The 21,065-nt window shown below is 35.0% G+C and carries 17 protein-coding genes; 12 read left to right on the forward strand and 5 right to left on the reverse strand.

Annotated elements, in window-relative coordinates; all coding sequences use genetic code 11:
- Positions 1 to 96: 96 nt before the first annotated feature.
- The 4 genes from trpS (at position 97) to Q1A01_RS10570 (ending at position 3,418) form a co-directional block, all read left to right on the forward strand.
- The gene (gene trpS / locus Q1A01_RS10555) at positions 97 to 1,068 is read left to right on the forward strand and encodes a tryptophan--tRNA ligase (RefSeq protein WP_299680086.1); all 972 of its coding nucleotides are present in this window, start codon (positions 97 to 99) and stop codon (positions 1,066 to 1,068) included.
- A 169-nt stretch (positions 1,069 to 1,237) separates the two neighbouring features.
- The gene (locus tag Q1A01_RS10560; protein WP_299680089.1) at positions 1,238 to 1,687 is read left to right on the forward strand and encodes a 6-carboxytetrahydropterin synthase; all 450 of its coding nucleotides are present in this window, start codon (positions 1,238 to 1,240) and stop codon (positions 1,685 to 1,687) included.
- 3 nt (positions 1,688 to 1,690) lie between these two features.
- A complete protein-coding gene (locus Q1A01_RS10565; protein ID WP_299680092.1) occupies positions 1,691 to 2,473 on the forward strand; it encodes a UDP-2,3-diacylglucosamine diphosphatase in 783 nt (260 codons plus the stop codon).
- Between the two features lie 84 nt (positions 2,474 to 2,557).
- Positions 2,558 to 3,418 (forward strand): alpha/beta fold hydrolase, encoded by an 861-nt coding sequence (locus Q1A01_RS10570; protein WP_299680094.1) that lies wholly within the window; start codon positions 2,558 to 2,560, stop codon positions 3,416 to 3,418.
- Between the two features lie 3 nt (positions 3,419 to 3,421).
- Here Q1A01_RS10570 and Q1A01_RS10575 read toward each other — a convergent pair whose 3' ends face one another.
- From Q1A01_RS10575 to Q1A01_RS10590, 4 genes are read right to left on the reverse strand one after another with little or no spacing between them, the layout of a single operon-like run.
- Positions 3,422 to 3,619 carry a gliding motility protein GldL gene (locus Q1A01_RS10575; protein WP_299680096.1) on the reverse strand — a complete coding sequence of 66 codons (198 nt, stop codon included), beginning with the start codon at positions 3,617 to 3,619 and terminating at the stop codon, positions 3,422 to 3,424.
- A 2-nt stretch (positions 3,620 to 3,621) separates the two neighbouring features.
- The gene (gene recJ, locus Q1A01_RS10580; RefSeq protein WP_299680099.1) at positions 3,622 to 5,313 is read right to left on the reverse strand and encodes a single-stranded-DNA-specific exonuclease RecJ; all 1,692 of its coding nucleotides are present in this window, start codon (positions 5,311 to 5,313) and stop codon (positions 3,622 to 3,624) included.
- A gap of 3 nt (positions 5,314 to 5,316) precedes the next feature.
- Positions 5,317 to 6,945, reverse strand: a complete 1,629-nt coding sequence (locus Q1A01_RS10585) for an SPOR domain-containing protein (protein WP_299680102.1) — start codon at positions 6,943 to 6,945, stop codon at positions 5,317 to 5,319.
- Positions 6,946 to 6,966: 21 nt separating this feature from the next.
- Positions 6,967 to 7,398, reverse strand: coding sequence for an OsmC family protein (locus Q1A01_RS10590; RefSeq protein ID WP_299680105.1), 432 nt, complete (start codon positions 7,396 to 7,398; stop codon positions 6,967 to 6,969).
- Between the two features lie 240 nt (positions 7,399 to 7,638).
- On the opposite strand from Q1A01_RS10590, the gene Q1A01_RS10595 reads away from it, so the two are divergent.
- The 8 genes from Q1A01_RS10595 to Q1A01_RS10630 all read left to right on the forward strand — a co-directional run bounded on the left by Q1A01_RS10595 (position 7,639) and on the right by Q1A01_RS10630 (position 19,155).
- The gene (locus Q1A01_RS10595; RefSeq protein WP_299680108.1) at positions 7,639 to 8,229 is read left to right on the forward strand and encodes a carboxymuconolactone decarboxylase family protein; all 591 of its coding nucleotides are present in this window, start codon (positions 7,639 to 7,641) and stop codon (positions 8,227 to 8,229) included.
- A gap of 373 nt (positions 8,230 to 8,602) precedes the next feature.
- Complete coding sequence (locus tag Q1A01_RS10600) at positions 8,603 to 9,643, forward strand: hypothetical protein (RefSeq protein WP_299680111.1); 1,041 nt, start codon at positions 8,603 to 8,605, stop codon at positions 9,641 to 9,643.
- Between the two features lie 219 nt (positions 9,644 to 9,862).
- Positions 9,863 to 10,936, forward strand: coding sequence for a hypothetical protein (locus tag Q1A01_RS10605; protein WP_299680113.1), 1,074 nt, complete (start codon positions 9,863 to 9,865; stop codon positions 10,934 to 10,936).
- 185 nt (positions 10,937 to 11,121) lie between these two features.
- Positions 11,122 to 14,586, forward strand: a complete 3,465-nt coding sequence (ileS, locus tag Q1A01_RS10610; RefSeq protein ID WP_299680116.1) for an isoleucine--tRNA ligase — start codon at positions 11,122 to 11,124, stop codon at positions 14,584 to 14,586.
- A gap of 6 nt (positions 14,587 to 14,592) precedes the next feature.
- The gene (locus tag Q1A01_RS10615) at positions 14,593 to 14,979 is read left to right on the forward strand and encodes a TraR/DksA C4-type zinc finger protein (protein ID WP_299680120.1); all 387 of its coding nucleotides are present in this window, start codon (positions 14,593 to 14,595) and stop codon (positions 14,977 to 14,979) included.
- Between the two features lie 32 nt (positions 14,980 to 15,011).
- A complete protein-coding gene (locus tag Q1A01_RS10620) occupies positions 15,012 to 15,647 on the forward strand; it encodes a hypothetical protein (RefSeq protein WP_299680123.1) in 636 nt (211 codons plus the stop codon).
- 33 nt (positions 15,648 to 15,680) lie between these two features.
- Positions 15,681 to 16,301, forward strand: a complete 621-nt coding sequence (locus Q1A01_RS10625) for a lipoprotein signal peptidase (RefSeq protein ID WP_299680126.1) — start codon at positions 15,681 to 15,683, stop codon at positions 16,299 to 16,301.
- Positions 16,302 to 16,380: 79 nt separating this feature from the next.
- Entirely contained in the window at positions 16,381 to 19,155 is a 2,775-nt protein-coding gene (locus Q1A01_RS10630; RefSeq protein WP_299680129.1) for a T9SS type A sorting domain-containing protein, read from the forward strand.
- A gap of 65 nt (positions 19,156 to 19,220) precedes the next feature.
- On the opposite strand, the gene Q1A01_RS10635 is transcribed toward Q1A01_RS10630, so the two are convergent.
- Positions 19,221 to 21,059 (reverse strand): M1 family metallopeptidase, encoded by a 1,839-nt coding sequence (locus Q1A01_RS10635; RefSeq protein ID WP_299680131.1) that lies wholly within the window; start codon positions 21,057 to 21,059, stop codon positions 19,221 to 19,223.
- Between the last annotated feature and the right edge of the window lie 6 nt (positions 21,060 to 21,065).

Here is a 21,065-nt window from a genome sequence, read left to right on the forward strand (position 1 = left end):
AAGTAACTTTGCTGTAAAAACTAGACATAATTTTATAAAGAGTGTCTAGAATAAATAGTAATTATAATATGGCACCTACTTTTGTAGGTTATTAGTATGGCAAGAATTTTAACAGGTGTACAAAGTACAGGGACACCTCACTTAGGAAATTTATTAGGAGCAATCATTCCAGCAATTCAAATGGCAAACGCACCTGGTAATGAATCTTTTCTGTTTATTGCAGATATGCACTCACTTACCCAAATTAAAGATGGAGCTGTTTTGAGGCAGAATACCTATAGTACTGCAGCTACTTGGTTAGCTTTTGGACTCGATATAGAAAAAACTGTTTTTTATAGACAAAGTGATATTCCTCAAGTAACGGAGCTTTCATGGTATTTAAGTTGCTTTTTCCAATATCAAAAATTAACCCGAGCACATAGTTTTAAAGATAAAGCAGATCGTCTGGAAGATGTAAATGCAGGATTATTTACATACCCTGTCTTAATGGCAGCAGACATCCTTTTGTATGATGCAGAGATTGTTCCAGTAGGGAAAGATCAAGCGCAACATTTAGAAATGACAAGAGATGCTGCAAATAGTTTTCATGCGAAAACTAAAAAAGAGGTTTTTGTAATTCCTGAAGTAAAACATAATGAAGATACCATGTATGTTCCAGGAACAGATGGCGGGAAAATGAGTAAATCCAAAGGAAATATTATTGATATTTTTCAGCCAGATAAGAAATTGCGTAAGCAAATTATGGGCATTCAAACGGATAGTACACCTCTAGAAGAGCCTAAAAACCCAGATACGTGTAATCTATTTGCATTATATAAACTTATTGCTTCTCCAGAACAAATTAAGGAGATGCGTGCAAATTATGAAGGAGGTAATTATGGATATGGTCATGCAAAACAAGCCTTTTTTGAACTGATTGTTGAGAAATATGCGGAAGAACGAACACGTTATAATCACTATATGTCAAATTTAAATGAGATAGATGACGCCCTTGCAGTTGGAGCAGAAAAAGCTAAAATGGTAGCAAACGATGTTTTATCGAGAGTGCGAAAAGTAGTAGGGTATTAATTCAATACTAGCATATATATTTAAAAATAATCTTATCATATGGACTTTTTGAATTTTTTGAGTGGAAGCGGTTTATTCTTAATACTGGCACTCGTATTAATTGTCGTATTTTTATACAATAAAATTAAGAATAGAAAGCGTTAAGAGTACGCTTTCGCGAAAGCATATAATGGCAAATATTCGCATTACAAAACAATTTACATTTGAAACGGGGCATGCGCTTTATGGGTATGACGGAAAATGTAAAAACGTACACGGTCACAGTTACAAATTAAGTGTCACTGTTATAGGATCTCCTATTTCTGATTCTAGTCACGTAAAATACGGGATGGTAATTGATTTTGGAGATCTCAAAAAGATAGTAAATAAGGAAATTGTAGATGTGTTTGATCACGCTACCGTTTTTAATAAGAACACCCCTCATGTTGAGCTTGCCAAAGAGCTTTCAGATAGAGGACACAATGTATTATTGGTAGATTATCAACCTACCAGTGAAATGATGGTGGTTGATTTTGCTCAAAAAATTCAACCTTTACTTCCAGATCATATTAAACTTCACTCACTACGACTTCAAGAAACGTGTTCAAGTTACGCAGAGTGGTTTGCAAGCGATAATTAGCCTATGAATATTCCTGCAGGAAAGAAAGTTTATTTTTCTAGTGATAACCACTTAGGAGCTCCTACACATAATGAGAGTAGGCCTAGAGAACAAAAATTTTTACGTTGGCTAGATGAAATTCGTCCAGATGCACATGCTATTTTCTTATTAGGAGATCTCTTTGATTTTTGGTTTGAATATAGAACAGTAGTCCCAAAAGGGTTTGTAAGAACACTAGGTAAACTTGCAGAATTTAGAGATAGCGGTATTGAGATCTATTTTTTTGTAGGAAACCATGATTTATGGATGAATGGCTATTTTGAAGATGAGTTAGGGATTCCAGTATATCATAACCCCAAGGTTTTTACCATGAATGGCAAGAAGTTTTTCTTAGGACATGGTGATGGTCTAGGGCCAGGAGATAAAGGCTATAAACGTATGAAAAAAGTTTTTAGAGGACGTTTTTTTCAGTGGATATTTAGATGGGGTCATCCCGATATTGGGATGCGTATTGCACAATATTTTTCTGTAAAGAATAAACTAATCTCTGGAAATGACGATCATATTTTTTTAGGAGAAGAAAATGAATGGCTTGCTGCATATGCAAAACGTAAGCTTGAGACCGAGCATTACGACTACTTTGTTTTTGGACACCGTCATTTACCTATGGAAATTAAAGTAGGAGAACAAACTACTTATTTTAATATAGGAGATTGGATACATCATTATACCTATGGTGTTTTTGATGGAACGACGTTTCAGATAAAGAAATTTGAACCTTCAAAAAATGAAGGTGTATATTTATAGAAATTAAGCATTATGCGATATATTCTTACCATTTTATCTTTTGTTTTATTTTTTACTTCTTGTAAACCTTATCAGTCTACTACTATGAGACCAGAGCAGATAACGTATGATACTTTCAGAGCACAGCAGCAATCGTTTACTTCTAACGATGGAATTATAAAATATATAGATAAAGGAGAAGGTCCAGTGATTGTATTATTACATGGAGTACCAACGTCAGGATGGTTGTATCGTAAAATGATTGACCCTTTGGTAGAAAGTGGTTATCGTGTGATTGCACCAGATATGCTAGGTTTTGGGAATAGTGATTCTCCAGAAGGCTATGAGATTTATTCTGAAGAAATGCATGCACAACGATTGTTGGAATTATTAAATAACCTGAATATAGATTCTTGGACGCACGTAATGCACGACGCAGGAGGACTATGGACATGGGAGCTGTTAGAAGAAGCTTCAGATAAAGTAAATCATTTAGTTGTTCTAAACACTATTATATATGAAGAGGGGTTTGATCCTCCTATTCGTTTTGAACCTGGTGTTATGGCGCGTGCTGCTATGTGGGGGTATCGTAATGGTATTACAACAAACATGATGTTGAAAGGTCTTTTTAAAGAAGGACTTACAGAAAACACCTTAAATAAAACAGATATAGAAGGGTATAAACGTCCTCTTAAAGAAGGGAAGACGAAAGCAATGTATTACTTTTTCACACAAACTTGTAATGCACTTCCAGAATACCAACCTATGATTCAAAAAATGAATACCCCTACGACGATTATTTGGGGAAAGAATGATACGTTCTTAAAGCTAGCGCCTCAACAAGAAGCTATTCAGAAGGATCTAGGAATTAAAGACGAGGATGTGCATATTCTAGAAGCAAAACATTTTATTCAAGAAGAAAAGCCTGAAGAAATCGTACAGATGATTCTGGAATTTATCAAGTAAGTTCTATTTATTCAGAAAGTCCTTAAAACTTTGAATTGTAAAGACCTTCCAGATTGCGGTTAAGGCAGCAATTACTTTTAAGATTGTCGAAAATGTAATGAGCTCATCTCCGTATGACCAATGCATAACCTTTAATAATGCACCTACGGTCATAACAATATATGCAATCAAAAATAATACGAGGATATGTTTTACTTTCATTGTTATTTAATGTCTTTGATTCGTAATTGCAAACTCACTTCGCCATTCCACGTATTTTCATCTAATACATAGGCTGCGCTAAAAGGCTTTTTATTATTGATGAGGTCATACGCATCTCCAATACCAAAACCAATTCCTCCGATACGTTTTCCTTTGTTGTGTTGTGTCACAGTTACTTTAAGGTGGGATTCATCAGCGCCTACTTTTTTACCATATCCTGTATCTACAAGATTTTCTGTCATAAATGTAGGTTTCATATTACCAGGACCAAAGGGAGCAAATTGTTTTAGAATGCGATAAAACTTTGGGGTAATGTCTTCAAGATTGATTTTTGCGTCTATGGTAATTTCTGGAATCAATAATCGTTCTTCACATGAAGCGGTGACAACTTCTTCGAAACGTTGTTTAAACGCTTCGTAATTCTCTTCTTTTAAGGTGAGTCCAGCAGCATATTTATGACCTCCAAATTGCTCTATGAACTCTTCACATTTATGTAATGCATTATACACGTCAAATCCTTTTACAGATCTTGCAGAAGCAGCAAGTTTTTCACCACTTTTTGTAAAGACCAATGTAGGTCTGTAGTATGTTTCTGTAAGCCTAGAAGCGACAATTCCTATGACACCTTTATGCCAATCTTTTTGATAGACAACTGTTGTTTTTCTATCTGTTTCGTTATTTTTTTGAATTTGCGTAAGCGCTTCTTCAGTAATTGCTTTATCAGCTTCTTTACGATCTGCATTGTATTGTTCTATTTCGACAGCATAATTTTGTGCGGTATTATAATCTTGCTCTACAAGTAATGCTACGGCATGATTTCCATGTTTCATGCGTCCAGCAGCATTGATACGAGGTGCGATAACAAAAACAACATCAGTAATGGTAAGAATATCTTTTTTTAATTGTTGTATAATCGCTTTAAAACCCGCTCGAGGAGCTGTATTTATAACTTCTAGACCATAGTAGGCAAGAATTCTATTTTCACCAGTCATGGGAACAATATCTGCTCCTATTGCAGTGGCAACAAGATCTAGATATGGATGCAGTTCTGAAAATGGTTGATTACGCTTTCGCGAAAGCGCACTTATTAATTTAAACCCGACTCCACAGCCGCATAACTCATCATAAGGATACTGGCAATCATCTCGTTTAGGATCTAAAACAGCCACAGCGTCTGGCAATTGAGGCCCAGGACGGTGATGGTCACAGATAATAAAATCAATGCCTTTTTCTTTTGCATAGGCTACTTTATCTATGGCTTTTACACCACAATCTAAGGCAATAATAAGGGTAATATCATTATCTGATGCATAATCTATACCCATGAAAGAAACGCCATATCCTTCGGCATATCGATCAGGGATATAGGTTGCAATGGTAGGATGAATTGTTTTTAAATACGAAGACATTAATGCGACGCTTGTTGTACCGTCTACATCATAATCTCCATAAACGAGTATGTTTTCTCCTTGTGCAATAGCTTGTTCAATACGTGTAACAGCTTTGTCCATATCCTTCATTAAGAAAGGATCATGAAGCTCTTCTAATGATGGTCTGAAAAATTGTTTTGCTTTATCAAAACTATCAATACCTCTTTCTACTAGGAGTTGCGCAATAATAGGGGCAACATGTAATGCTTGCGAAAGTGTGTGTACATTTTCAGAATTTTGCACAGGTTTTAGGTTCCATCTCATAGATTATTGGATATTTATTTTAAGTATCCAAGCATCTTTTAAGTCTTGATCTTTTCGCATCTTTTTTAAGACTTCGTAGAGTAATACAGGGTCTTCATTATTACCTATAGAAACATAATAGAAGTTGTTTTCTGGTCTTCTAAAAATGTTAGATTGAATATTTTTACCTTTAAGCTTATTGGCCCATTTTTCGGCATTTGTTTTTGAAGAAAAAACATTTGAAATGATATAATACCCTCTTAGTACATCAGGAACTTTTGTAGGTTTCTTATCAATGATTTTTACTAAAGTATCATCTATAGAGGTAGTTTCTTCTTTTGGGGTTATTTTAGGCTCTTCTGGTTTTTCTTGAGGAATAGCAACTTCCTCTTTTTCTTCAACGACTTCAATTTCTTTAGGAGTGGATATTTCAACTACTTCTGTCACTTCTTTTTCTCTAGGCTCTTCGAGAGTAACCACTTCAACCACTTCAATTATTTCCTCTTCCTTCTCTTCTTTGGTTTCTGTTGTAGAGGTGATAGCTTCCGTATCAGTAGTCGATTTGTTGAGTGTCGTTTGAAATGCTACAAAATAAATATAGTATCTATCTGCTCTGGTTTTAAACTGTAATTTAAAGCCACTATTGTTGTTTGCGATACTTGTATTTATTTCATTAGGCACCGTAACCTTTGCAATATCAAAACCTAAGGTATTTTTGCTATTAGGAGTACGATCTGTATAATAGGTATTGTCAATAGTAATACTACTATTAAAAAAATTATCTGAAGCTCTAACCCCATTATCTAAGGTGACATACTTTTGCTCTTCAGGATAATAAATAGCTATTTGATCTTTTTTGAGGGTACTATCTCCTTCAAGAGCACTTACAGTAAGTGCTGTTTTTGTTTCTGTTTTTTCGGGAGCTTTAAAGTTTCCAAAATTAATTTCTACTCCTTTTTTATTTACATGATTAAAACCATTATAAGTAGTGATATATTGTAACGGATCTTTGTCATTTTCATAAATAACATATAGCATCCAACCTGCTGAGCTTCCTCCGGAAATATATCCTTGTGTAGCGGCAATATTTGCAACAATATAGGTGCCATTAATGGTTTGATTATCTTTTATGAGGTTCGTAATATCTTTATAGCAAGTATAAGGCCTACTTGAGGTAACACCTTTTACAGTTCCTTGTTTTCCGTCATAAATTAAGTCTCCTCTAATGGGAATATATGATCCACCAGGAATTTTTAATTGAACCTCTTGAACATCATGTGTAGGATCTCCATTTTGTTTATATACATACCGATTTCCTTTAGCAACTTTAGTTCCTTTTTCTGTAGGATAGGTTGCAGTCCAGTATAAAGCAGCATATTTTATAGAAGCCCCTTCAGGAATAGTAAGATTGGCACTACTAGAGTTATAGGTAGTTATAGCATCGTCTATATCTACATACTTCATTTTTGTTTCATCATTAAACTCATCGGTAGCATCTATAGGCTTGCTTTTATGCTTGCTTAAATTGTTATTACCTATTACTTGCGTATTTCCTCGAATATAAAATTCATTTACTCGTGTAAACTCTTTACTATTTTGAGCATACAAAGAAATTCCAAATAAGAAACACAAGGATGTATAAAAAAGACGCATAATTTTTGGGGCTATAGTTAGTTAGGCGTCACTTTTGTGAAAGTGTACACCAACCTCTAATGTAGCAAATCTTCTAAACATTTCCATAACACCACAATAAGTGCTTTCAGAAAGGTCTACTGCTTTTTGAATTTTGGCTTCATCAAGGTCCTCTCCATAAAAGTGATAATCCAACCAAACTTTGTGGTAATATTTTGGGTGCTCTTCAGTAAGTTCTCCTTTTACTTCCATCTTAAATTCTGGAACGGCAACACGCATTTTATTTAATACAAAAACAATATCAAGACCAGTACAACCTGCTAATGATGATAACATAAGTGCTTTTGGACCCATGCCGTCATTAGCACCTCCATTTTCTGGAGATGTATCTATAAGTGTTTTATAACCCGTTGGGCTATCAGTTTCAAATTGCATTCCTTTTTTATAAACGGTAGTAACTGTATGTGATGCCATATGCTTTATGATTTTTTGAATAATTGAAAGTACAAAAATGATAGGGAAATGCCTATCTTGCTTTCGCGAAAAAAAATAGTTGTGTATTATAAAATATAGCGTAAAAATACTGCTTTTATGATATATGAAAATCCTTATAAACAAGTTATATTTAACTATACGCTTTCGCGAAAGCAAAAACAAAACGATAACACCGTGATATATACATTTGATGTATAGTCACATCTAATAAAAAAAACTATGCCATTAGTAACACCATTGAATCCAGAGCATGATGAAACAACCAGAGAACTTGCTGAATTTTTTAATGAAACATTAGGATTTTGTCCCAATTCTGTACTTACCATGCAGCGTCGTCCTGATATTTCTCGTGCTTTTATAAATCTTAATAAAGCAGTGATGGCAAATCAAGGAAATGTCACTTCTGCTTTAAAACGTATGATTGCATGGGTTTCGAGTAATGCAACAGGATGTCGTTATTGTCAGGCACATGCGATACGAGCAGCAGAACGTTATGGTGCTGAACAAGAACAATTAGATAATATTTGGGAATACAGAACACATTCAGCATTTTCTGATGCAGAAAGAGCTGCATTAGATTTTTCACTCGCAGCAAGCCAAGTACCCAATGCTGTAGATGCAAAAATTAAAGAAGAATTATACAAATATTGGGATGAAGGAGAAATTGTAGAAATGTTAGGAGTGATTTCTTTATTTGGATACCTGAATCGTTGGAATGATTCTATGGGAACAACACTAGAAGGAGATGCTATTGAAAGCGGAAATCAATATTTAGGAAAACATGGATTTGAAGTAGGGAAACACGTTTAGAAAAAGAACGTATCAAATAATCACTATTATATGCAAAAAAGAGGAAACATTTGGTTCCTCTTTTTTGCATTTTTAATAGGTACATACAACCAAAAAGCAACATTTTTTTATGACTAATTGTTAGTTTTAAGAAGCTTAAGGTATAATTGAATAGCAAAAAACCTTAAGCTCTTTACGGTAAAAACGTAATTTTTCCTTATGTTTGATGTATAATTCTTACGTAATCTAATTTAAAAAGTCTTTGAAAAGCATATTTATCGGTTAAAAAGCACTTGATTGTTAAAAAATAGATAGATGATCTTTTTAAATAAAAAAAAGACTCATTAATTCTATATTTACGTGAGATTTTTTGAAATAAATAACTATGTATAATATGAAAAAACAAATCCTACTTTTAAGTGTCTTTGCCGCTGGCCTTTTAGGTTCTTGTAGTGATGAAGAAACTATCACTAGTAATGATGCTACTACAGATTTTGAAGTTGCTATTGAGCAAATAGATTTTAATCCAGAAACGGCTGAGCCAGATAGCAGGTTTAATGATACTAGTGATGGCCTATATCATGGAGTTATTGTGACATTAGATACAGAAATTCATGGTAAAATATGGGTAAATGTAAATAATGATGGTCATTATAATGCTACTGTTGTTACAAACGAAGGAGATAGGTTTAGATTTTCAGCAAAACAATTTGGTATAAGTGCTACTCAACTTTCTTTTGTTGGAGACAGAGGTTCTTTTGATTATGATGTGAGTAATATAGATAACCCAATTGCTACCAATGTAATTATAGATTCGAAAGATGGACATATTGCTTCTGTAAAAGATAGAGCAGGACAACGTGCTGCTGCTATATTAGGATCCTTTACAACAAATGACGATCCTATGAATATTATTTCAGGAACTTGGGATTTAATTACTGATGGAACACCAAACCCAGATGCATTTAACTTTCCATTATTAACAGAAGTAGTGATTACAGTTACAAATAATGGTAATGTGTATTCAGATACAGATTTTGAAACATTTGATTATAATTGTTTTTTCGATACTAATGGTATAGCACCTATATTCTTACACGAAGACCCAATGACAACACCAAATGGGCGTAACGAATTTTGGGCACAAGATCAATCATTCCTGTTAGGGAATGCAACCTTAAACTATTGGTTAGGACAAAGTAGTGGATTAGTAGATATTAATGGACCAACATTTGCAGATCATGGATTCCATAATAATGATTTTGCAGATCCACCTGCATCTGTGTGTACATCTGTAGACGGACAAAAAGGAATCTGGACTTGGAATGGGCGTACAGGAATTTCTACGTTTGATGATCCGTTTGATGTTGAAATGAGACATTCAGAAAATGCTAATTACGAGGCATTTAAGCAAATGCTTAGAGCAAACAACTAGAAATAAAACGTTCTAAAATATAACACCTCCATAACAGTACTGTTATGGAGGTTTTTTTATATAATATACTAATATTGGTAAGAAAAAACTTTCAACCTAATGAAGGTTTACTTACGGTAGTCGTATTTGTTTTGGGTGATAGCGAAAAGATGCTAGATAAGTGTTAAACTAATACTCAATGGTTACATTTATACATAACTCTAAACATAACCATTGAATATGAAAAAATTAATTTTAGGAATTTTTGTGTTGGCAATATGCTTTTCTTGTAGTAATGATGAAATAGATTCAGAAACTATAATTACAAATGTTGATATTACTACAGAAGCTATCATTGCCCAACAAGCATCTACAGCTATAAATGGTGAATATAAAGGAGCTATTAATCCAGTAACCCTTACGCCTCAATCTCGATTTAACACGAATGCTAAAGGAATGTATCATGGTATTATTGTCTCTTCAGATACTGAAATACATGGTAAAATTTGGATAAACCTTGAAAATGATGGGAAGTATAATGCAATTGTCGTTACAAATACCGATGATAAATTATCCTTTTTTGGCAATATGGGAAGAGCATTATCTAAAAATTCATTTTCTGAAATAACATTTGTTGGCGAAAGAGGTTCTTTTGTCTATGATGTATCTGACTATAACAACCCAATTGCTACAGCTGTTGTAATAGACGGAAAAGAGGGATACATTGAAACAGTTAAAGACCGCAGTGATCAAAGAGCCGATGTTGCTCTAGGGACTTATGTAGATACTGATGATGCTACATTTGCTGGTACATGGGATTTAATGACTGACGGTACCTTAGATCCTATTATTGGATTACCTATCCTAACGCAAACGTGTACAGTAGGACCTACGGGAGCTATGTTTACAGATATGACGATGGAACCTTTTGATTGGAGTTGTTTTGTAGGTTCTGTTCAGACATTTACGCCCATCTTTGCCAGATTTGGAGACCCAAATAATCCGCTATCTGGAAATGAATTTTGGGCTCAAGGCCAAACACTTGCTATTGGAGATACAAATGCTTCTTACTCTATAGGTGTAAGCACCATGGTAAGTGATGCTAACGGAGAAACAGTAGGTCTTTTTAATGTTGATCTTACGGGCGCAAATCCAGCAATTGGTTGTTATGTTTCTTTTGGAGTACAAGGCGTCTGGGAATGGAACGGTCGTTCAGGAACGATTGCATTTGATGATGATGCATTTATGGTACCACCCACAAGATCAATAGAAACAATACAAGGCTTTAAAAAGGCTTTACAAGGTTATAAGTAATAAATCTTTCTATTCTAAAATAGCATCTCTTGGGCGCTACAAATCCTCTTTGAATTTCAATTCAAAGAGGATTTGTTTTTTAAAAGAATATGTCACTATTTACTATTAGTATTCTTAACTTCATTCGGTATATTATTTCTCCTTCAAATTCCGTAATTTCGCACCCTTATTAAAAAGAAATTACCATGAGCGCTAAGTTCACTGAATATAAAGGATTAAACCTTCCAAAAGTAGCCGATGAGGTTCTTGCTTTTTGGAAAGAAAATAACGTGTTTGAAAAGAGTGTCACTACGCGTGAAGGAGCAACCCCTTATGTCTTTTTTGAAGGACCACCATCTGCCAATGGATTGCCGGGAGTACACCACGTACTAGCACGTGCTATCAAAGATATCTTTCCAAGGTATAAAACCATGAAAGGTTTTCAAGTAAAACGTAAAGCAGGATGGGATACACATGGTCTTCCCGTAGAGCTCGGTGTAGAGAAAGAACTTGGGATTACCAAAGAAGATATCGGTAAGAAAATTACTGTAGAGGAGTATAACGAAGCTTGTAAAAAAGCGGTGATGCGTTACACAGACATCTGGAATGACCTTACCGAAAAAATGGGATACTGGGTAGACACAGAAGACCCTTATATCACCTATAAGTCTAAATATATGGAGACTGTTTGGTGGTTACTTAAACAAGTCTATAATAAAAACCTATTATACAAGGGGTACTCTATTCAACCTTATTCTCCTAAAGCAGGAACAGGTTTGAGTGCCAATGAACTGAATCAACCAGGCTGTTATAGAGATGTTACTGACACCACTGTTGTTGCGCAATTTAAAATAACTTACGAAGGAGACAATTCACTGGCAAAAGAATTAGCCGATGGACAAACCTATTTCTTGGCTTGGACGACTACTCCTTGGACCCTTCCTTCAAATACAGCATTGACTGTAGGGAAGAAGATAGCGTATGTACTTGTTGAGACGTATAATCAATATACGTTTGAGCCTGTTAAAGTTATTTTAGCAAAAGCACTCGTTGGGAAGCAGTTTTCTGGTAAATTCTATGAAGTGGGAGGTGATACCGCTTTCGCGAAAGCGGATTTAGAAACCTATAAAGCAGGCGATAAAAAGATACCTTATGCCGTAACTCGCGAATTTAAAGGAACAGATCTTTTAGAATTACGATACGAGCAATTATTTGATTTTGTACAACCACATGACAATCCTCAAGATGCTTTTAGAGTCATTGCAGGAGACTTTGTAACAACCGAAGACGGTACTGGTATTGTACATACAGCACCTACTTTTGGAGCCGATGATGCTATGGTTGCAAAACAAGCATCTCCAGAAGTTCCGCCGTTATTAATCAAAGATGAAAATGATAATTTAGTTCCACTTGTAGATTTACAAGGAAGATTCCGTCCTGAAATGAAGGAATTTGGAAATAAGTATATCAAAAATGAATATTATACAGACGGTGAAGCTCCAGAAAAATCTATGGATGTAGAACTGGCTATCCGTTTGAAAGAAGAGAATAAAGCCTTTAAGGTAGAAAAATATGTTCACAGTTACCCACACTGTTGGCGTACAGACAAACCTGTTTTATATTACCCATTAGATTCCTGGTTTATTAGAGTAAATGATTTTAAAGATCGAATGCACGAGCTTAATCTCGGTATCAACTGGAAACCAAAATCTACGGGAGAAGGGCGTTTTGGAAATTGGCTAGCCAATGCCAATGACTGGAACTTATCTCGTAGTCGTTTTTGGGGAATACCACTTCCTATTTGGCGTACTGAAGATGGGAAAGAAGAGATGATCATAGGTTCCGTAAAAGAACTTAAGGAGGAAATCAAAAAAGCGATTGATGCTGGAGTGATGCAAAACGATCCTTTTGAAGGATTTGTTGTCGACGATATGAGTGAGGCCAATTATGAGTTGGTTGATCTTCATAAGAATGTTGTAGATCGTATTGTATTAGTATCTCCTTCTGGACAAGCAATGAATCGTGAGAGCGATCTTATTGATGTTTGGTTTGATTCAGGATCTATGCCATATGCGCAATGGCATTATCCATTTGAAAATAAAGAATTGGTAGAAGAAACATGGCGTAAAGCAGATTTTATAGCAGAAGGTGTTGATCAAACCAGAGGATGGTTTTATACACTATTAGCTATATCTACCATGATTTTTGACGATGTAGCTTATAAAAATGTAGTATCAAATGGCCTTGTTCTTGATAAGAATGGACAAAAGATGTCTAAACGTCTTGGAAATGCTGTAGACCCATTTACAACACTTTCAAAATATGGTCCCGATGCAACGCGTTGGTACATGATAAGTAATGCAAACCCTTGGGATAATTTAAAATTTTCTTGGGAAAAACCTGATGTAGATAAAGGTGAAGATTTTGAAGAATTTTCTCCGGGAATAGAGGAAGTAAAGCGTAAGTTCTTTGGAACATTATATAATACCTATGGCTTCTTTGCATTGTATGCAAACCTTGATAACTTTACCTACGCAGAAGCAGAAATACCACTCACTGATCGCCCAGAAATAGACCGTTGGGTACTTTCAGAATTACATACGCTTATTGCAAAAGTAGATGTATTTTATGCAGAGTATGAACCTACAAAAGCCACAAGGGCTATAGATACGTTTGTACAAGAAAATTTATCTAATTGGTTTGTACGACTAAGTCGTAGAAGATTTTGGAAGGGATCTTATGGTACAGATAAAATAAGTGCTTATCAAACACTGTATACATGTCTTATTGAAGTAGCAAAACTTGCAGCACCTGTAGCGCCATTTTTTATGGAAAGACTGTATAAAGATTTGAATGCAATCACAGGAAAAGAAAAATTTGATAGTATACATCTGTCACATTTTCCAAAAAGTGATACTAATTACGTAGATAGCGCGTTAGAGCACAAGATGGAAAAGGCTCAAACAGCCAGTTCATTAGTGTTATCACTTCGTGCTAAAGAGAAAATTAAAGTACGTCAACCATTACAGCGTATTATGATTCCTGTATTATCTGAAACTGATAAAGAAGAAATTTTAGCAGTTGCAGATCTTATAAAATCGGAGGTAAATGTTAAAGAAATTGAGCTTATAAGTGATGATTCTGGTATTTTAGTTAAACAAATTAAGCCTAATTTTAAAGTTTTAGGCCCTCGATTTGGAAAAGATATGAAACTGATAGCTAGTGCTATACGAGATTTTGGAGCTGATGAAATTGCAAAAGTTGAGCGTGACGGCAAAATAGAGATAGAAATTAATGGAAAAATGACTACATTAGAATCGGGTGATGTAGAAATTTCTTCTCAAGATATAGATGGTTGGTTAGTGGCAAGTCAGAATGGAATGACTGTAGCACTAGATATTACTATCACAGAAGAGCTTCGTAAAGAAGGTGTGGCACGAGAATTGGTGAATCGTATTCAGAATTTACGTAAAGATTCTGGCTATGAAGTGACAGATCGTATTCATATCGTATTACAGAAAGAATCGCTTATTGAGCAAACTGTAAAAGATAATGCGGCGTATATAAAAACAGAAACACTAGCAGATTCTCTTGAAATAGTAGAAAAAGTAACAGATGGGCTTGAAATAAGCTTTGATAATATAACAACATATTTAACCATATCAAAATAAGTACGTATGGCAGATACAACAAAAGGACAAAGGTATAGCGATGCTGAATTAGAAGAGTTTCGCGTAATTATTCAAGAAAAAATAGATAAGGCGCAACGTGATTTAGATCTTATTAAAAGCGCATATCTAAATGATGGGACTAATGGTACAGATGATACTTCTCCACAGTTTAAATCTTTTGAAGAAGGAAGTGCTACCATGAGTAAAGAAGCAAATAGCGCATTGGCTATTAGACAAGAAAAATTTATTAGGGATCTTAAAAATGCGATAACCCGTATTAATAACAAAACATATGGTATTTGTCGTGTAACAAAGAAACTTATTAATCCAGAAAGATTAAAGCTAGTACCGCATGCAACGCTTAGTATTGAAGCAAAAAATATGCAGAGTTAACACTATAATAGCGCCCTTAGGGGCGCTTTTTTATGAACTATTTTTTCTTCTTCTTTTGTCTACTACTTGTCACATTTCCGAAAAGTCTATGTGCGCAAAAAAAGCTATTTAAAGAATATGATGTAAGCGATACGCACTCATTATATATTGAGAGTGATGCTATCTTTAAAATTAAACTTACTACTTCTCAGACAGATAAAATAGCTATTTATACTCAGATAGATGGAGAAACCTATGAAAGCACTTTACTTCATACCGAAATTGTAGATGGTGTTTTAAAAGTCACAACAGGTCGTACACCTGATTTTATTCCTTTTAATGACAAGTTATCGGCACATAAAATTTTATCTATTGTGTTAGAAATTACCCTTCCTGAAGGATTCACCATTGACATTTACTCCACATTGGCAAGTGTAGAGGCGCAAGGAAATTACAATAAGATACGTGCTAATTTAGGCAGTGGAGGCTGCTATTTATCTGGTATACGCTTTCGCGAAAGCGTATATATTAACACAATATCTGGAAATATTGAGCTAGAAACAAAAAAAGCAACGATACAAGCACAATCTCGCAACGGAACTATCGTTATACCTAAAGGGATGACTGGAATCAAAATAGTGCGCTTACAGAGTATTGATGGTGATATAACAGTTATAAATTCACAGTAAAAAGATGTATTTTTACCATCCTAAATAAATTGTATGTCACTTAAAAAAGCAGGGCTTATAGTGTTTTTAATACTTCTTGTAGATCAATGCACCAAGATTTATATAAAAACACATTTTCACTTAAATGAATCCATTCAGGTCTTTGGGCTGGACTGGTTTCAAATTTATTTTGTTGAAAATGAAGGAGCTGCTTGGGGTACAAAATTACCTGGGGAATATGGTAAAATTGCACTTTCATTGTTTCGCTTAATCATTGCACCATTAATAGGATATTGGTTGTATAAATCTGTAAAAGAAAACGCGCCAAAACTCCTCATAATATCAGTGTCTTTAATATTTGCTGGCGCTGTAGGTAATATTATAGACTCGTTATTGTACGGAGTGTTTTTTGAGTCTAGTGATAATGGGAATATAGCAAGTTTTCTTCCTGGCGGAGGAGGGTACGAATCTCCTTTATATGGAAAAGTAGTAGATATGCTCTACTTCCCATTTATAAAAGATGCTACATTTCCTTCATGGATTCCATTTTTAGGAGGAAAAACATTTACTTTTTTTAATGCCATTTTTAATATAGCAGATATGGCAATAAGTACAGGTGTTGGAATGCTTCTTGTTTTTAATAAAAAAGTATTTCCTAAAACGGAGAATGCATGAAATGAATCCTAGTAAATAACGACTGAAGGATTTCCTAGTCAATCCCTACATACTAAGAATTTTAAAATTGTTATTGAAAATGAAAAAAATTACCTATGCTTTGGCGCTTCTTTCTGCAGGAGTACTATCTTATTTCCTAGTAAATAAAGGCACAAATGAAGCAGTATCTGAAACAACTTCACAAATTACTTCTGAACTTTCTAAAAAGGGAAAAACACCCATAGCAAAAAAACATCAATTTGCTCAGGAGCGTTTAGAATATGAATTACAGTTTCAAAGAGATCCGCAAACAGGAATCATTCCGAGAGATCAAAAGGAATTAGAGTTTCAAACGTCTATAACGCAGTTGCGTAATCAGGATATTTCTAGAACTTCTCAAAACGTATATACCAATAGAGGACCTTCAAATCTCGGAGGTCGTACAAGAACATTAGCTATAGATTTAAGTGACCCTACAAGTAATACAATGCTTGCAGGTGCTGTAAGTGGTGGTGTTTTTAGAACTACAGATGGAGGGCAGAGTTGGTCTAAAGTGTCGCCAAATAGTGAAATACATAATGTAACTGCGATTGCTCAAGATCCCAGAGATGGTTTTCAAAATATCTGGTATTATGCAACAGGAGAATTTTTCGGAAATTCAGCAGCAATTGGAGCAGGTCAGTTTTTAGGACAAGGAATTTGGAGGTCTGAAGATGGAGGTTTAAACTGGGAGCAAATACCAGAAACAGATTCTAGTTTCGAAAATTTTGATTCTTTCTTTGACTTTAATCATGCATTAGCAGTAAGTCCGTTGAATGGAGATTTATTTATAGCAAACTTTGGAAGAATATATAGATATGATGGAGCAACACTTACTATAGAATTACAAGAGCCAGGAAATAATGGAGGATTTACAGATGTAGTCATAGATAGTAGCGGTAGGGTTTATGCCACTTTACGAGGAACATCAGGATCGAATAATAACGGAGTATATACTTCTGAAACTGGAAATGGAACTTGGGTACGTATCGCTGAAAATGGAACGCCTACAGGTTGGAATGCAAACGCTTCTTCTGGACGTATTGTTTTAAGTACAGTGCCTTCTAATGAAAACTTATTATATGCTTTATATACAAACGGTGCAGATAGTGGCGTAGGAAATATAGAAGCAGATTTATGGCGTTATGATGCAAGTAGTGATACGTGGACAGATTTTTCTTCTAAATTACCAGATTTACCAGGAGGACCTATTCGAGGTGTAGATCCTTTTGCTGTTCAAGGAGGATACGACCTAGATGTAACTGTAAAACCAGATGATGAAAACTTTGTCATTATTGCTGGAACAAGTGCATATCGTATTGAAAATATTGAAACCGATGATGAGTTTGGAATTATAGGAGGTTACAATGGAGCTAGTACAAATTTATATAATCAAGGAGGAGGAGATACGCATCACCCTGATGTTCATAGCCTTGTTTTTGATCCAAATAATACAGATGTATTTTTTACAGGTACAGATGGAGGTGTGCATAGAACTGATAATATAAATGCTACTGTCATCGGATGGGAGAACCTTAATAATGATTATCAAACGTATCAATACTATCACGTGGCACTTGATCAAGTAGAAGGTTCGAATATTGTATTAGGAGGTGCTCAAGATAATGCAACTACAATAGGAGGTACAGATGCCGCTGGTGTTGCAGGGATATTTGTTCCAACCGTACCTACGCCTCCTAATAATTCAGATATGTTTAGTCTTTTTGGTGGTGACGGAGTGTCGGTAGGCATTGCAAGAAGAGGAGCAGATAATGATGTACAACTATATTTAGGATCACAAGGTGGACAAATTATTACAAACCTTCCTAATCCTAGAGATATTACTCCAACAGGTGCAGATAGTAGTATTTTTGTAACCTATTTTTATTTGGATCCTGATAATACAGATGCATTGTATTATGCAGATGGAACAAGAATGTTTAGAACGACTAATGCTGCAGGTGTAATCCCTACTACATGGGAAGACATGGGGAATCTAGCAATTAATCAAAATTTAAGGCAATTTGCTACGACTAGAGGAGCGTATAACCCTGCTACGAGTTATTTGTTAATTGGAGGACAAAGTGGTGGTGTTTTTAAGCTTAATGACCCTCAAAATGCAGCAGATTTATCTGAAGCAATTGATATAACACCTCCAGGAGCTTCTACCACAAACGGAACTGTGGTAACGGGTTTTGCAATTCATCCTACAAATCCAGATATCGCACTAGCTGTTTATGGAAATTATAATATTACAAATATTTTCTTAACTACAAATGCGACGAGTGATAATCCAACATGGGAAGTAGTTGAACGTAACTTATCAGCGCATTCTATTCGTTCTGCTGCGATTACAGAAGTAAATGGTCAGCCAGGTTATTATGTAGGTACTGCGAGAGGATTATTTAGCAGTCCAGATCCTACAAATACAGATTGGTCTTTGGAGGCTAGTGATCAAATAGGAATGGCAATTGTAAGTGGTCTTGTATATCGTCCATCAGATAATAGATTGCTTATAGGGACACATGGTAATGGTATGTTTGACACAGAAGCTACGGTACTTTCTATAGATGATTTTACTGAAAACAGTACGGAGAATATACTACGTGTATTTCCTAACCCCACAACCGATGTGTTAAACTTCAGAACTTCAGGAACCAATAGTATTGCTGGATATGAAATTATAGATTACACAGGGAGAATTCTTGACAAAGGTGCTATAGATAATCTTTCTCAAGGTACAATAAATGTAAGCGAGTATACGAATGGAGTTTATTTTATACGTGCAATAACTCAGAATAATGAACGTGTTACTACACGATTTATTAAGAGATAAAAAAAAAAGGAAACACAACAAAAAACCCGCTTTTAAGCGGGTTTTTTGTTTTAAATAGAAGGAAGTTATTTTTTCCAATCATTATTTTCTCTATTTACATCTGCCATTAATGTACTTGGGTCAATGATCATAGACTTTATTTTTGACATAGGAATATCAATAGTAAATGTATAGGTAGGGTTTGTCCAAGGCCAGTCTTCTAATTGTGTATAATTAGTAGTATTTGGCTTTTCTCCACGCATCATTCGTAAAGGGACATAATATGTTGTTTCTCCTTTATTCGTGGTTACCTGTAGATCTATAGGCATAGGCATCTCACCTTTTCGCGAAAGCGTAATCTTTGTTTTATTACCCTCTTCAACAACCTCTGTAATTGCGTAATCTATGGTGTTTGTAGTCTGCGTCCAGTCAGTAAGATACCAATCTAATTGTATGCCAGATACTTTTTCTGCGGTACGCTTAATATCATTTGGAGTAGGGTGTTTAAATGCAAAGTCATTAAAATATCTTTTTAAAGTTTTTGCCAGATTTTCTTCTCCAATAATGTAGCCTAGTTGTGATAGAAAAATAGCGCCTTTGCTATAGGCTGCAACTCCATAAGCAAAGTTTCTATTATAACGATCTGCATGAGTTGATTGTGGTTGTTCATATCCACTTTCTACCAATCTATAATATCCACCATAAGATCCAGAAACGGGGTTTTCTTTATTTTGCTCCATCACTTCATTCATTGCTTTTGCAGAAATATAAGAGGTAAATCCTTCATCCATCCATTCGTGTTTTGCCTCGTTGGTAGCTAACAAAAATTGAAACCATGTGTGTGCAAATTCATGTGCCGTTACCCCTACAAGGCTTCCAAAACTACGTTCTCCAGTAATTAGTGTACACATCGCATACTCCATACCGCCATCGCCTCCTTGTATTACAGAGTATTGTTTGTATGGATACTTACCTACATGCTTATTAAGATATGAAAGAATAGCAGCGGTTTTAGACTGTAGTTTTTTCCAGTTTTCTATGATTTCAGGATTATTCTTGTATAAGAAATGTAATTCTACTCCATTTTCACCAATAATAGTATCATGTCTATAATTTGGATCTGCAGCCCATGTGAAATCGTGTACGTTAGGTGCTACAAAGTGCCACGTATATTTTCCTTTTTTTGATTTAGGAGTAGCAGAGGCTCCTTTATCTTGATAGCCATGTCCTACTTTATTTCCATTTTGAACATAACCAGTACCTCCTAATGTAAAATCTGCATCTATAGTAATCTTTACATCAAAATCTCCCCATACTCCATGAAATTCACGTCCAATGTACGGATCTGCATGCCATCCTTCAAAATCATACTCGGCAAGTTTTGGATACCATTGTGTCATAGATAAGGCAACACCTTCTTTATTATTACGACCACTACGACGTATTTGAACAGGGACTTGTCCTGTAAAATCCATATCAAACGTAGTTTTTTCACCTGGTAGAATAGGTTTAGCTAAGGTTACTTCTAGTATGGTTCCTGCTACTGTATAAGATATATTTTTTCCATCTTGACGAAGGCTATTTACTTTCATAAATCCTATTTCATCAGGAGCTAATTTGCTTATCCTATCTCCTACGCGAGAATCTGGATCGGCGATAGTACGTGATCGTATATCCATCTCACTTCCAGGTTGAAACGCATTGAAGTATAAGTGGTAAAATACCTGTGTTAACGTATCAGGAGAATTGTTGGTATATGTAAGTTCTTGTTTACCATCATACTGATAGTTGTTTACATTCATGTCAATTTCCATTTTGTAATCAACATGCTGTTGCCAATACGATGTATTTTGTGCAGTACTATTTGATATAAAAAAGGCACATATGCCCACAAAAAGAATGCATTTTAGGATAGGTTTGATCATCAGTAA

This window comes from uncultured Dokdonia sp. (genome assembly GCF_947492815.1).
Taxonomy (GTDB): domain Bacteria; phylum Bacteroidota; class Bacteroidia; order Flavobacteriales; family Flavobacteriaceae; genus Dokdonia.